Source organism: Streptomyces sp. NPDC051180 (assembly GCF_040689545.1).
Taxonomy (GTDB): Bacteria; Actinomycetota; Actinomycetes; order Streptomycetales; family Streptomycetaceae; genus Streptomyces.
Map to the genome: position 1 here is coordinate 455,058 of NZ_JBFBBC010000003.1, position 13,930 is coordinate 468,987.

The window sequence follows — 13,930 nt, forward strand, 5'->3', positions numbered from 1 at the left end:
GGGCGCTCCTGAGGGGCGCCCCGTTCGCGTGGTGCGGGCCGCCGGCCCGGCGCACCGGGTGCGGACAGCACGGAAACCCGGCCGGGAGAGCCCGGACCGGGTTTCGGTGATTCAGAAGGTCAAGCGCGACGCGGCGACGCAGCAGGACCGGACTCGTCGTCCTCGTCCTCGTCGTCCGTGTTGTAGAGATCCGCGTACTGGGAGTACGGGTCGTCTTCCTCGTCGTCGTCCTCGAACGGCTCGCCATTCGGCGGCTGGCTCGAAGTCGATGCGCCCAGCTCATTGGCCAGACGCGTCAGGTCCGTCCCGCCGCTGCTGTACTTCAGCTGGCGGGCGACCTTGGTCTGCTTGGCCTTTGCCCGGCCGCGCCCCATGGCTCGACCCCCTCGGTGACGGGGCTCGGTGGCCCCAGAGTCTTGACACGCGTTCATGATTCGGAACGGACTCTCGACAGAGAGACCGGTCCGTAGGGCTTCAACGGTACCTGTTTCTGCGGGTCTACGGTACGCCGCGCGCATCACATACCCCGGTACAGAACCTTCGAGGTGCCCTTTCCTCGCTGGTCAATCGCGATTTTAACCTCTTCTGGAGGGCCGACCCGCCGAGGGGAGTGAGTGAAGTCTCCCCGGCGACGGGCCGGCCCCGGGCGCGGCGCCGCCCGTGGCGGCGCCCCGGTTCAGCGGCGGCGGGCCTCCGCCATCCGCTGCTCGGCGATCCGGTCGGACGCCGCGGCCGGCGGAATGCCGTCGGCCTTCGCACGTGCGAAGATCTCCAGGGTGGTGTCGAAGATCTTCGTGGCCTTCGCCTTGCAGCGGTCGAAGTCGAAGCCGTGCAGCTCGTCGGCCACCTGGATCACGCCGCCGGCGTTGACCACGTAGTCGGGCGCGTAGAGGATCCCGCGCTCCACGAGGTCCTTCTCGATGCCGGGGTGGGCGAGCTGGTTGTTGGCCGCGCCGCAGACGATGCTCGCGGTGAGGAACGGCACGGTGTCGCCGTTCAGTGCGCCGCCCAGCGCGCAGGGCGCGTAGATGTCGAGGCCCTCGACGCGGATCAGCTCGTCGGTGTCGGCGACCACGGTGACCTGCGGGTGCTTGTCGGTGATCCGGCGCACCGACTCCTCGCGCACATCGGTGATCACGACCTCGGCGCCGTCCTCCAGGAGGTGCTCGACGAGGTAGTGGCCGACCTTGCCGACGCCGGCGACGCCGACCTTGCGGCCGCGCAGCGTCGGGTCGCCCCACAGGGTCTGCGCGGAGGCGCGCATGCCCTGGAAGACGCCGTAGGCGGTGAGGACGGAGGAGTCGCCGGCGCCGCCGTTCTCGGGGGAGCGGCCGGTGGTCCACTTGTTCTCGCGGGCGACGACGTCCATGTCGGCGACGTAGGTGCCGACGTCGCAGGCCGTGACGTACCGGCCGGCGAGGGAGGCCACCATGCGCCCGTAGGCGAGCAGCAGCTCCTCGGTCTTGATCTTCTCCGGGTCGCCGATGATGACGGCCTTGCCGCCGCCGTGGTCGAGACCGGCCATGGCGTTCTTGTACGACATGCCGCGGGAGAGGTTGAGCGCGTCGGCGATCGCCTCGGCCTCGGTGGCGTACGGGTAGAAACGGGTGCCGCCGAGGGCGGGGCCCAGGGCGGTGGAGTGGAGGGCGATGACGGCCTTGAGGCCGGATGCGCGGTCCTGGCAGAGGACGACTTGCTCGTGGCCACCCTGCTCCGAGTGGAACAGAGTGTTCAGTACGTCGACAGGAACGCCGGTCACATCGGTCACGGTGGTGACTCCCAAGTACGAAGCGGCGGTTTCGGCCTCCCTGTGGGTGGGGGAGGACCAGTTCGGCACGAGAGTAAGTCCTACCTGGGCGTAGATCGGCCGCAGTGCTCAGGATCACCCCCTCCCGGAGTACCTCCGTGGAAGGATTCGCGACATGTCGGTCGCCCCCACGGTCCCCGTTCCCTACGCGTCCTATCTGCGGGTGTACGAGCCGCTGGCCGCGTTCCCCGAGCCGGAGCGGACCCACTGGGCCCGGTACGCCCGCCGCCCGCGGACCCCCGGGGCCCAGGAGGAGCTGCGGCGGTCGCTGGCCGACCTGCTGCCGACGCCTCCGGTGCCGGTGCCGGTGCACGAGAGCGGCGAGGCGTTCGTCGCCCATCTGGACGGCGTGGTCGTGGTCTGCCCGTGGCGGACCCGGCTGCGGGGCTGGCTGGCGCTGCGGGAGCTGGTGGCGGAGGGGTATCCGGCGGCGGTGCTCGACGCGATGCTGCCGCCGGTGGTGCAGGCGCAGGCGGTGAGCGATCACGAGCGGTGGCTGGAGCGGCACCCGGACGCGCGGCCGTGGATCCGGACCGGGCTGTGGCACGTGCCGCTGCGCTGGTTCGCGCTCTTCGGCGACGAGGACCGGCAGTACGAGCCGGGGGACGCGGCCGCCGGCCGGGAGCCGGTGCTGCGCTACCGGACGACGATGGCGCAGGCGCGCCGGCGGCTCGCGCGGGCGCTGCGGGCGCTGCGCGAGTCGGTGGACGACGGCCCCATGACGGAGGGTCTGATCGACGTGGGGCGATGGCTGGAGGAGTTCCACCCGCGGGCGCTGGTGGAGCTGGACTTCGGCGGTCTGGTGCACCTGGTCGGCGAGGAGTGGCTGGCCGGCGACCGGTCGGCGGCGCAGCTGGCGGAGGGGCTCGCCGCGCTCAGGGCCGGCGACGGCGAGGCGGCGAGCGAGGCGTACGGGCGGCTCGCCGAGCGGTGGCGGGCCGTCAGGGACCTGCGCTTCGCGAACTGACATCAGTCGGGCATCTTCGTCAGGTCGGTATCGACAAGACATGTCCGGCCGGTGTAAATGATCTTCAACACTTCCGGACGGAGTGGCTCCGTTGGCATGTGCCGGCGGCCGGGTCCTTCGGCATGTGAGGTGGGAGGACGTTGGTCCCGATCCGGGCCTTTGGCTCAAGCGTGACGGACAGCACTAACCGCACCCTTGCGTCCAACACCCACCCTCGTGCCAAAATAGGACAAGGAGTCCGGGGAGGGTTCCTTCCGCCCAAGTATGGGCGGAACGCTCAGCATTGCACTCTATGGGGGGTCTGAGGACTCCTGATCGCCCTGTGACTGATCGTCACAGTGGCGTGACTGTCCGTTATGGCATGGTCCATCGACTTCCGCCGCTGATGAACACCTGCGAGGGCAATTCCATCGGTTTGGCCGACGTGGCTGGACGGATGGTGTAGTTGTAGTGCCGAGGACAAGCCGTTCGTCCTATAACCGACTCGGCCCGCTTCTGCCATTTCGGGCAACGCGGGTCAAGGTGCAGAATTTAGAGGAAAGAACCGAGATGGTTCGGTTCTCCCGAGGAGGCCGCTCATGACCGCTCGCACCCCTGATGCCGAGCCGCTGCTGACCCCTGCCGAGGTTGCCACGATGTTCCGTGTCGACCCGAAGACGGTGACCCGTTGGGCGAAGGCGGGCAAGCTCACGTCCATCCGCACGCTGGGTGGGCACCGCCGTTACCGCGAGGCCGAGGTTCGCGCACTGCTGGCGGGCATTCCGCAGCAGCGCAGCGAAGCCTGAGGCTCGCTCAACACCCCGCAGCACCCTGTAGCACCGGGCACTGCCGGATCCCCCTATCCGGTCGCCCACCCCTAGTACTGCCGACGGGCTCCTGCCCCAACAGGTCTCCGTCAACGATCGCGCTGGACTCCGCCGGGTCCGGCGCGATCTTTTTTGTGTCCGGCGCCACTCGTCGACGGGTGGTGCAATTGCACATATTAAATCGGGCTGGTGTAGGGAGGGTGTAAGTGAAGCGGTTTCTGAAACTCTTTCAGTGACACCCGTCACACTGGTGAAGTCTTGCCAAGGAACAGCCTGCCACCTCCGGGATCGGGGCCAACCCGCCGTTGGTCATGGGTCGGTGGGACTTTCGTCCTCCACCGCCCGCGGCGCGGATCGCCGGGCCGCAGCGCCTCTCAGGGGCGCGCGGGGCGGGTCGTGGCTCCCGTGAGCCGTCCGGGCCGGACGGGGCCGCCAGCGGGCCGTACGAGCCCGGCGGACGCGGAAGGCCGGGCGGTGGAGCCCGGGTGCCGGAGAGCGGCTGTAGGAACCCGGGCTCGGGAACGCGAGGCCGGGGTCCCGGGATCGGGGACGCGGCGCCGCACACGACGAAGGCCCGCATCGAATGATGCGGGCCTTCGTGGAAGCGATCCTGACGGGACTTGAACCCGCGACCTCCACCTTGACAGGGTGGCGAGCTAACCAACTGCTCCACAGGACCTTGCTCGCAGCCCCTGTTCGGCGGCTGCGAGGACGACTGTACAGCAGGTCAGCGGTCCGGTCGAACTCGCCGCCGGACGCGGCTCCCGTCAGGGCGCCGCCGCGTCGATCGCCTTCACGATCCGCTTGTCCGAGATCGGGTACGCGGTCCCCAGCGCGTGGGCGAAGTAGCTCACCCGCAGCTCCTCGATCATCCAGCGGATGTCCGTGACCTCAGTCGGCACCGGGCGGCCCTTCGGGAGCTGTTCGAGCAGCCAGGCGTACTCGTCCTGCATCTCCCGGACCTTCTCCATCCGGGTGGTGTCCCGCTGGACGCCGGTCGGCATCTGCTGGAGCCGCCGGTCCACCGCCACCAGATAGCGCATCAGGTCGGGGAGCCGCTTGAGGCCCGTCCGGGTGACGAAGCCGGCCGGCATCAGCCAGGCCAGCTGTGCCCGCACGTCGGAGAGGTTGTCGATCAGGGCCAGGCTGTTCGTCGACTTCAGCCGGCGCTCGCACGCCTGCCAGGCCGCCAGGATCTGCTGGACCTGTCCGACCGTCCGCACGGTCGTGTCGACGAGGTCCGCGCGGACCTCGTCGTACAGCTTCCGGAAGGACTCCTCGTCCCAGGCCGGGCCTCCGTGGTCCGCGATCAGCTTGTCGGCCGCGGCGGTGGCGCAGTCGTCGAAGAGGGCCTGGATCGAGCCGTGCGGGTTCGAGGACAGGGCCAGCTTCTGCTGGTTGGTGAGCTTGTCCGAGGCGAACTTCGCCGGGTTCACCGGGATGTTCAGCATGATCAGCTTCCGGGTGCCCCGCCACATGGCCTGTGCCTGCTCGGCCTCCGTGTCGAAGAGCCGGACGGCGACGGTCGCGCCCTCGTCCACGAGCGCCGGGTACGCCTTGACCGGCTGGCCGGCCCGCCGGGCCTCGAAGACCTTCGTGAGACTGCCGATCGTCCAGTCCGTGAGCCCCGTGCGCTCCAGGGAGGGCCCGGAGCCGTCCGGGCCGCCCGTGGCCGCCGCAGCGGCCTGGGAGAGGGCCTTGCGGGCCTTCGGGCGCAGCTGCAGCCGGAGCGTCTCCAGGTCCTTGTCCTCGGCGAGCTTGCGGCGCCGCTCGTCGACGATCCGGAAGGTCACCTTGAGGTGCTCGGGGACCTTCGTCCAGTCGAAGTCCTCGGCCGTCACCGGGACGCCGACCATCCGCTGGAGCTCGCGGGCGAGCGCCCCGGTCAGCGGCTCCTGGACGGGCACGACCGCGTCCAGGAAGCGGCCCGCGAAGTTGGGCGCGGGCACGTAGTGGCGGCGGATCGGCTTGGGCAGGGAGCGGATCAGCTCCGTGACGACCTCCGCGCGCAGGCCCGGGATCTGCCACTCGAAGCCGTCGTCCGTCACCTGGTTGAGCACCTGGAGCGGGACGTGGACGGTCACGCCGTCCGCGTCCGCGCCCGGCTCGAACTGGTAGGTGACCCGGAACTTCAGCGGGCCCTGGCGCCAGGAGTCGGGGTAGTCGTCCTTGGTGACCGCCCCCGCCTTCTCGTTGATGAGCATCTCGCGCTCGAAGTCGAGGAACTCCGGCTCCTCGTGGCGCTTGTGCTTCCACCAGGAGTCGAAGTGGGCTCCGGAGACGACGTGTTCGGGGACGCGCTTGTCGTAGAAGTCGAAGAGCGTCTCGTCGTCGACGAGGATGTCCCGGCGCCGGGCGCGGTGCTCCAGCTCCTCGACCTCGGTGAGGAGCCTGCGGTTGTCGGCGAAGAACTTGTGGTGGGTCCGCCAGTCGCCCTCGACCAGCGCGTTCCGGATGAACAGGTCCCGGGAGACCTCCGGGTCGATCCGCCCGTAGTTGACCTTGCGGTCGGCGACGATCGGGACGCCGTACAGCGTGACCTTCTCGAAGGCCATCACGGCCGCCTGGTCCTTCTCCCAGTGCGGCTCGCTGTACGTCTTCTTCACCAGGTGCTGGGCGAGCGGCTCGATCCACTCGGGCTCGATCCGGGCGTTGACCCGGGCCCAGAGGCGCGAGGTCTCCACCAGCTCCGCGGACATGACGAAGCGCGGGGGCTTCTTGAAGAGCGCGGAGCCGGGGAAGATCGCGAACTTGGCGTTCCGCGCGCCGAGGTACTCGCCCCGGCCGCCGTCGCGGCGGGCGCCGTCCTTCGCCCCGTCCTTGGACTCCTTCACGTCCTTCAGGCCGACGTGGCTGAGCAGGCCGGCGAGGAGCGAGACGTGCACGGACTGCTCCGGCGCGTCCTCCTCGTTGAGGTGGATGCCCATCTGCTTGGCGACCGTCCGCAGCTGGGCGTAGATGTCCTGCCACTCGCGGATGCGCAGGAAGTTCAGGTACTCCTGCTTGCACATCCGGCGGAAGGAGCTGGACCCGCGCTCCTTCTGCTGCTCGCGGACGTAGCGCCACAGGTTGAGGAAGGCGAGGAAGTCGCTCGTCTCGTCCTTGAAGCGGGCGTGCTGCTGGTCGGCCTGCGCCTGCTTCTCCGAGGGCCGCTCGCGCGGGTCCTGGATGGAGAGCGCGGCCGCGATGACCATGACCTCGCGGACGCAGCCGTTCTTGTCGGCCTCCAGGACCATCCGGGCCAGGCGGGGGTCGACGGGCAGCTGGGAGAGCTTGCGGCCCTGCGGGGTGAGCCGCTTCTTCGGGTCCTTCTCCAGCGGGTCGATCGCACCGAGCTCCTGGAGGAGCTGGACGCCGTCGCGGATGTTGCGGTGGTCCGGCGGGTCGATGAAGGGGAACTTCTCGATGTCGCCGAGGCCGGCGGCGGTCATCTGGAGGATGACGGAGGCCAGGTTCGTCCGGAGGATCTCGGCGTCCGTGAACTCCGGGCGGGTGAGGAAGTCGTCCTCGGAGTACAGCCGGATGCAGATGCCGTCGGACGTACGGCCGCAGCGGCCCTTGCGCTGGTTGGCGCTGGCCTGGCTGACCGGCTCGATCGGCAGGCGCTGGACCTTGGTGCGGTGCGAGTAGCGGGAGATGCGGGCGGTGCCCGGATCGATCACGTACTTGATGCCGGGGACGGTCAGGGAGGTCTCGGCGACGTTCGTCGCGAGGACGATCCGGCGGCCGGAGTGGGCCTGGAAGACGCGGTGCTGCTCGGCGTGGGACAGGCGGGCGTAGAGCGGGAGGACCTCGGTGTTCCGCAGCTGCCGCTTCAGGAGGGCGTCGGCGGTGTCGCGGATCTCGCGCTCGCCGGAGAGGAAGACCAGGACGTCGCCGGGGCCCTCGGCCTGGAGTTCGTCGACGGCGTCGCAGATGGCGGTGATCTGGTCGCGGTCGGACTCCTCGGAGTCCTCCTCCAGGAGGGGCCGGTAGCGGACCTCGACCGGGTACGTACGGCCGCTGACCTCGACGATCGGGGCGTCGCCGAAGTGGCGGGAGAAGCGCTCCGGGTCGATGGTCGCGGAGGTGATCACGACCTTGAGGTCGGGGCGCTTCGGCAGCAGCTGGGCCAGATAGCCGAGCAGGAAGTCGATGTTGAGGGACCGCTCGTGGGCCTCGTCGATGATGATCGTGTCGTAGGCGCGCAGCTCGCGGTCCGTCTGGATCTCGGCGAGCAGGATGCCGTCGGTCATCAGCTTCACGAAGGTCGCGTCGGGGTTCACCTGGTCGGTGAAGCGGACCTTCCAGCCGACGGCCTCGCCCAGCGGGGTCCGCAGCTCCTCGGCGACCCGGTCGGCGACCGTGCGGGCGGCGATCCGGCGGGGCTGGGTGTGTCCGATCATGCCCCGGACGCCCCGGCCGAGCTCCAGGCAGATCTTGGGGATCTGGGTGGTCTTCCCGGAGCCCGTCTCACCGGCGACGATCACGACCTGGTGGTCGCGTATCGCCTCCAGGATCTCGTCCTTCTTCTGCGAGACGGGCAGCTGTTCGGGGTACGTGACCGCGGGCACGCGGGAGGCGCGCCCGTCGACGCGCTCCTTGGCCTTGGCCGCCTCGGCGGCGATCTCGTCCAGGACGGCCGCGCGGGCCTCGGGCTTGCGGATGCGGCGGGCGCCTTCGAGACGGCGGCCGAGCCGGTGGGAGTCCCGCAGCGAGACCTCGGCCAGGACGGACTGGAGGGCGGCGAAGGAAGTAGACATACGGGATCCAGGATCGCACCTGCGGCCGAGAAGCGGCGAACCGATTTACGACCGTCCACCGGGTCGCCGCCGTTCCGTGACCGTCCGTCCCCGGCCGTGTCGGGTTCACCTCCTTCCCTCCCGTTCTGGCGCCGTATCTATCGTTCTCGCATGTCCAACCCCACCTCCAGGCCCACGTCCACGTCCCCGTCCAAGGCCAGGCCGGTCATGATCGTCGCCGGCGTGGCGGCGGCCGCCGTGCTGCTCGGCGTCGTCTCCTACACCGCGACCAAGCCCTCGTCCCCCGGCGCCGCCGGCTCGTCCGCCGTCGCCGAGGTCTCCGCCGACCCGTCCGCCGGCGTCCATCCCGAGCTGGAGGCGTACGCCCGCCGGGACGCCGCCGACGGGCTGGCCATGGGCCGGGCCGACGCCCCCGTCGTGCTCGTCGAGTACGCCGACTTCAAGTGCGGCTACTGCGGGAAGTTCGCCCGGGACACCGAACCCGCCCTGGTGCGCCGGTACGTCGCGAACGGCACCCTGCGCATCGAGTGGCGGAACTTCCCGATCTTCGGCGAGGAGTCGGAGGCGGTGGCCCGCGCCTCCTGGGCGGCCGGGCGGCAGGGCAGGTTCTGGGAGTTCCACAAGGCCGCGTACGCCGAGGGCGCCAAGGAGAAGGGCTTCGGCCGGGAACGGCTCGCCGCCCTCGCGAAGGAGGCGGGCGTCCCCGACGCGGCCCGGTTCGCGAAGGACGCCGAGGGCGCGGCGGCCCGGGAGGCGGTCCGCAAGGACCAGGAGGAGGGGTACGCGCTGGGCGCCACGTCCACTCCGTCCTTCCTGGTCAACGGCCGGCCGATCGCCGGTGCCCAGCCGCTGGAGACGTTCACGGAGGCGATCGAGGCGGCGGCCAAGAGCGCCGCGGCGAAGGGCAGGCCGTGACCGCCGGCATCGGCTACTTCGCCGCGTTCCTCGGCGGTCTGCTCGCCCTCCTGAGCCCGTGCAGCGCCCTGCTGCTGCCGGCCTTCTTCGCGTACTCGATCGACACGCGCGCGAAGCTGGTGGCCAGGACCGGCATCCTCTACGCGGGTCTGGCGACGACCCTCGTCCCGCTCGGCGCGGCCGGCTCCCTCGCGGGCCGGTTCTTCTACGGCCACCGGGAACTGCTCGTCACGGCCGGCGGCTGGCTGATCATCGGGCTCGGCGTCCTCCAGGTCCTCGGCCGCGGCTTCGCCCCCCGCCGGTTCGCCGAGGCGAGCGGCCGCATCCGGCCCACGTCGGCGCTCTCCGTCTACGCGCTGGGCCTCGTCTACGGCCTCGCGGGCTTCTGCGCGGGCCCGATCCTCGGGAGCGTCCTGACGGTGGCGGCGCTGAGCGGCAGCCCGGCGTACGGCGGACTGCTCCTCGCGGTGTACGCGCTGGGCATGGCGGTCCCGCTGTTCGTCCTCGCTCTGCTCTGGGAGCGGTACGACCTGGGCCGGCGGCGCCTGCTGCGGGGCCGGCCGCTCCGGCTCGGGCGCTTCGAGGCGCACTCCACGTCGGTGCTCTCGGGACTGTTCTTCGTGGCCCTCGGCACGCTCTTCCTGGTCTTCGACGGGACGACCGCGCTGCCGGGCCTCCTGTCGGTGGACGACTCGTTCGCGGTGGAGGAGCGGGTGGCGTCGCTGGGCCGTTCGGTCCCGGACGGGGCGCTGCTCGTCGCGGTCGTGGCGGTGGTGGCGGTCGTCCTCGCGCTGCGGGGCCGTCGCGGCGGGGGCCGGACGCGGGAGCGCGAGGAGGCGTGACGGGCCGGGGGAGGGGTGCGGTTCCCCTCCCCCGTACGGCCGTTCGGGTCCGTGCGGCTCTTCGGGGCCCCGCTCGGACGGCCCCTTCCGGTTCCGGGAACGACGAAGGCCCCGTTCTTGCGAACGGGGCCTTCTCTCTGTGGCTGGGGCCGGGGTCGAACCGGCGACCTATCGCTTTTCAGGCGATCGCTCGTACCAACTGAGCTACCCAGCCACGAGGGCATTTCTGACCTCAGCGATCCTGACGGGACTTGAACCCGCGACCTCCACCTTGACAGGGTGGCGAGCTAACCAACTGCTCCACAGGACCTTGCTATGTGCGAGCACTAGTCTCGCACACGGTAATGCGTACCCCCAACGGGATTCGAACCCGTGCTACCGCCTTGAAAGGGCGGCGTCCTGGGCCACTAGACGATGAGGGCTAAGGGCCCACCTGCGCGCTTCTCAGCGCGTCGGGGACGTCTGAAGCATATGGGATGGCGGCCGCTATCGCCAAAACGGTTTCCCGGCGGGGGAGAATGGGCGCGTGCTGGAGATGACGCGCGAGGAGTTCGAGGAGCTTGTCGCCGAGGCCCTGGACCGGATCCCGCCCGAGCTGACGCGGCTGATGGACAACGTCGCCGTGTTCGTGGAGGACGAGCCCGCCCCGGACGACCCCGAGCTCCTCGGTCTGTACGAGGGGACGCCGCTGACCGAGCGCGGCGAGTGGTACGCCGGAGTGCTGCCCGACCGGATCACGATCTACCGGGGGCCGACGCTGAGGATGTGCGAGTCGCGCGAGGACGTGGTCGCGGAGACCGAGATCACCGTGGTCCACGAGATCGCCCACCACTTCGGCATCGACGACGAGCGGCTGCACGCGCTGGGCTACGGCTGAGCCTCGGGCGGGCTCCGGGCGTGTCCCATGTGGCGCAAAGGGAGTTGGGCAGGGTGACGCGTTCCGTTCCCTGCCTGTTGTGTCCTGGAGGTGCCCCCGTGCGGCAAATGCCCACCCCGGTGAGATGGGCCGCCACCGCGCTGGCCGTCGCCGCCTGCGCCGGTCTGAGCGGCTGTATGAGTGTCAGCGACGAGGGGGCGAAGCCGACGCCCGGCGCATCCGGGGGGAAGCGGGGCGCGGCCGCCGAGTCGAACGGCGGCGGAGGCGGGTCGGCCGGGGGCGGCGGCTCGTGGAACGGCCGGCCGGACCGGAGCGGCCCGGAGGCCGCCGGGGCCGGTACGGAGTCCCCGGTGCCGAGCGGCTCGCCCTCGGGCACGGCGAAGCCCTCCGCCGGCGTGGTGCTGCCGGTCGAGGGGCCCGGCGGACCCGGCGGCACGCAGAAGCCGCAGCCGACCGGCGGCCAGCAGGGTCCCGGTGGCGGGGCCGGCGGTGCTGTCGGGGGCGCCGGCGGCGGGACCGGCGGGCCGGGGGGCGGCGGGTCCACACCGACTCCGACGCCCGAGCCGACCCCGGAGCCGACGAGCGAGCCGACCCCGACGCCCGAGCCGACCCCGGAGCCGACCTCCAACCCCACCGACCCGCCGACGTCCGGCACCGACACCCAGCTGGGTGCGATGCGGGCGGCGGACGGTTCCGGGGCGCCCACGGAGCCCATGGCGTCGCCGCAGGTCGGACCGGTGTGACGGTCCGATTTGCCATAGGTGGGGGGGAGTGCGTATGGTGGTAGATCGCTTGATCCCATTGCCCGGCGCCGACACAGAAGAGCGCCGCGTGGCGCGTACTCTCCCTAGCCGTGGCTGGACCGCATTGAGGCGGTCGATTTGCGAAATCACGGAGTTGACGGGCGCGTGCCGAGACTCCGGAAGGTTTCGCATTTCGCATGTCCATTTTCAGTTCTGACCACGCCGTCATGCCCGAGAACGACGAGATCGTCGAGGCCGTCGTGGCCTCCGAGACCGCCGAGATCGTGGAGATCCTCGACGTCGACGCCGACACGGACGTCATCGAGGCCGACGACATCGACGCCGGCTCCGAGGAGCCCGCCGAGCCCACGATCACCTTCGGCGACCTCGGTCTGCCCGAGGGCGTCGTCCGCAAGCTCGCGCAGAACGGCGTCACCACCCCCTTCCCGATCCAGGCCGCGACCATCCCGGACGCCCTGGCCGGCAAGGACATCCTCGGCCGCGGCCGCACCGGCTCCGGCAAGACCCTCTCCTTCGGTCTGCCGCTGCTCGCCACCCTGTCCGGCGGCCACACCGAGAAGAAGAAGCCCCGCGGCGTCATCCTCACCCCGACCCGTGAGCTCGCGATGCAGGTCGCGGACGCCCTCCAGCCGTACGGCGACGTGCTCGGCCTCAAGATGAAGGTCGTCTGCGGCGGTACGTCCATGGGCAACCAGATCTACGCCCTGGAGCGCGGCGTCGACATCCTCGTCGCCACCCCGGGCCGCCTGCGCGACATCATCAACCGCGGCGCCTGCTCCCTGGAGAACGTCCAGATCGCCGTCCTCGACGAGGCCGACCAGATGGCCGACCTGGGCTTCCTGCCCGAGGTCACCGAGCTGCTCGACCAGGTCCCGGTGGGCGGCCAGCGCCTCCTCTTCTCCGCCACCCTGGAGAACGAGATCGACAGCCTGGTCAAGCGCTACCTGGTGGACCCGATCACGCACGAGGTCGACCCGTCCGCCGGTGCCGTCACCACCATGACCCACCACGTCCTCGTCGTGAAGCCGAAGGACAAGGCCCCGGTCACCGCGGCGATCGCCGCCCGCAAGGGCCGCACGATCATCTTCGTCCGCACCCAGCTGGGCGCCGACCGCATCGCCGAGCAGCTCCGCGACGCCGGTGTGAAGGCCGACGCCCTGCACGGCGGCATGACCCAGGGCGCCCGTACGCGCACCCTGGCCGACTTCAAGGACGGCTACGTCAACGCGCTCGTCGCGACCGACGTCGCCGCCCGAGGCATCCACGTCGACGGCATCGACCTGGTCCTGAACGTGGACCCGGCCGGCGACCACAAGGACTACCTGCACCGCTCGGGCCGTACCGCCCGCGCCGGCCGCTCCGGTGTCGTGGTCTCCCTGGCCCTGCCGCACCAGCGCCGCCAGATCTTCCGTCTGATGGAGGACGCGGGCGTCGACGCCACGCGCCACATCGTCGGCGGCGCCGGCGCGTTCGACCCGGAGGTCGCCGAGATCACCGGCGCCCGTTCGCTGACCGAGGTCCAGGCCGACTCCGCGAACAACTCGGCCAAGCAGGCCGAGCGCGAGGTCGTCGACCTGACCAAGCAGCTGGAGCGCCTCCAGCGCCGTGCCGTCGAGCTCCGCGAGGAGGCCGACCGCCTGGTGGCCCGTGCCGCCCGCGAGCGCGGCGAGGACCCCGAGGCCGCCGTGGCCGAGGTGACGGAGGCCGCCGAGGCCGAGGTCGCCGCCGCCGCCGTGGAGGCCGAGCGTGCCGCCCGCGTCGAGGAGCAGCGCCGCGAGGAGCGTCCGGCCCGCGACGAGCGGGGCAACTACGAGCGCCGTGACCGCGGTGGCGACCGTGGCGGCTTCCGTCGCGACGACCGCCCGTCCGGCGGCTTCAACCGTGACGACCGTGGCGGCCGCTCCTTCGAGCGTCGCGACAACGACCGTCCGTCCGGTGGCTTCCGCCGTGACAACGACCGTCCGTCCGGTGGTTTCCGTCGCGACGACCGCCCCTCGGGTGGCTTCAACCGTGACGACCGCGGTGGCGACCGTGGCGGCTTCCGCCGCGACGACCGTCCCTCGGGTGGCTTCAACCGTGACGACCGTGGCGGCCGCTCCTTCGAGCGCCGTGACAACGACCGTCCGTCCGGTGGCTTCCGCCGTGACAACGACCGTCCGTCCGGTGGTTTCCGTCGCGACGACCGCCCCTCGGGTGGCTTCAACCGTGCG

The 13,930-nt window shown here is 71.0% G+C and carries 10 protein-coding genes and 4 tRNA genes; 7 read left to right on the forward strand and 7 right to left on the reverse strand.

Translation table 11 applies throughout. The features are described 5' to 3' along the window. Window positions 1–119: 119 nt before the first annotated feature. Window positions 120–374, reverse strand: a complete 255-nt coding sequence (locus AB0424_RS08865) for a DUF3073 domain-containing protein (RefSeq protein WP_366303304.1) — start codon at window positions 372–374, stop codon at window positions 120–122. Window positions 375–676: 302 nt separating this feature from the next. Next, window positions 677–1,768, reverse strand: coding sequence for a Glu/Leu/Phe/Val dehydrogenase dimerization domain-containing protein (locus AB0424_RS08870; protein WP_366303306.1), 1,092 nt, complete (start codon window positions 1,766–1,768; stop codon window positions 677–679). Window positions 1,769–1,922: 154 nt separating this feature from the next. Between AB0424_RS08870 and AB0424_RS08875 the strand changes: the two genes are divergently transcribed. Then, the gene (locus tag AB0424_RS08875) at window positions 1,923–2,774 is read left to right on the forward strand and encodes a hypothetical protein (protein WP_366303308.1); all 852 of its coding nucleotides are present in this window, start codon (window positions 1,923–1,925) and stop codon (window positions 2,772–2,774) included. Window positions 2,775–3,352: 578 nt separating this feature from the next. Next, a complete protein-coding gene (gene bldC, locus AB0424_RS08880) occupies window positions 3,353–3,559 on the forward strand; it encodes a developmental transcriptional regulator BldC (RefSeq protein ID WP_003949541.1) in 207 nt (68 codons plus the stop codon). A gap of 626 nt (window positions 3,560–4,185) precedes the next feature. Here the strand turns inward: bldC and AB0424_RS08885 are convergent. After that, window positions 4,186–4,259, reverse strand: a tRNA-Asp gene (locus AB0424_RS08885). A gap of 88 nt (window positions 4,260–4,347) precedes the next feature. After that, complete coding sequence (gene hrpA, locus AB0424_RS08890; protein ID WP_366303310.1) at window positions 4,348–8,322, reverse strand: ATP-dependent RNA helicase HrpA; 3,975 nt, start codon at window positions 8,320–8,322, stop codon at window positions 4,348–4,350. Window positions 8,323–8,472: 150 nt separating this feature from the next. Between hrpA and AB0424_RS08895 the strand changes: the two genes are divergently transcribed. Together AB0424_RS08895 and AB0424_RS08900 are read left to right on the forward strand one after the other, a co-directional pair. Next, window positions 8,473–9,237 (forward strand): thioredoxin domain-containing protein, encoded by a 765-nt coding sequence (locus tag AB0424_RS08895; protein ID WP_366303312.1) that lies wholly within the window; start codon window positions 8,473–8,475, stop codon window positions 9,235–9,237. Continuing rightward, window positions 9,234–10,079: a cytochrome c biogenesis CcdA family protein gene (locus AB0424_RS08900; protein ID WP_366303314.1), complete on the forward strand. Its 846-nt coding sequence runs from the start codon at window positions 9,234–9,236 to the stop codon at window positions 10,077–10,079. The genes AB0424_RS08895 and AB0424_RS08900 overlap by 4 nt, the downstream gene beginning before the upstream one ends. A gap of 140 nt (window positions 10,080–10,219) precedes the next feature. Here AB0424_RS08900 and AB0424_RS08905 read toward each other — a convergent pair. The 3 genes from AB0424_RS08905 to AB0424_RS08915 all read right to left on the reverse strand — a co-directional run bounded on the left by AB0424_RS08905 (window position 10,220) and on the right by AB0424_RS08915 (window position 10,501). After that, window positions 10,220–10,293 (reverse strand) — tRNA-Phe (locus AB0424_RS08905). A gap of 22 nt (window positions 10,294–10,315) precedes the next feature. Beyond that, window positions 10,316–10,389 (reverse strand) — tRNA-Asp (locus AB0424_RS08910). A 39-nt stretch (window positions 10,390–10,428) separates the two neighbouring features. Beyond that, window positions 10,429–10,501 (reverse strand) — tRNA-Glu (locus AB0424_RS08915). 104 nt (window positions 10,502–10,605) lie between these two features. On the opposite strand from AB0424_RS08915, the gene AB0424_RS08920 reads away from it, so the two are divergent. From AB0424_RS08920 to AB0424_RS08930, 3 genes are all read left to right on the forward strand, one after another. Next, a complete protein-coding gene (locus tag AB0424_RS08920) occupies window positions 10,606–10,956 on the forward strand; it encodes a metallopeptidase family protein (protein WP_033208941.1) in 351 nt (116 codons plus the stop codon). A gap of 107 nt (window positions 10,957–11,063) precedes the next feature. Continuing rightward, on the forward strand, window positions 11,064–11,699 hold the full coding sequence (locus AB0424_RS08925) for a hypothetical protein (RefSeq protein ID WP_366303392.1): 636 nt from the start codon (window positions 11,064–11,066) through the stop codon (window positions 11,697–11,699). Between the two features lie 197 nt (window positions 11,700–11,896). Then, window positions 11,897–13,930, forward strand: a 2,034-nt coding sequence (locus tag AB0424_RS08930) for a DEAD/DEAH box helicase (protein WP_366303316.1), incomplete at its 3' end; no start/stop codon positions are given.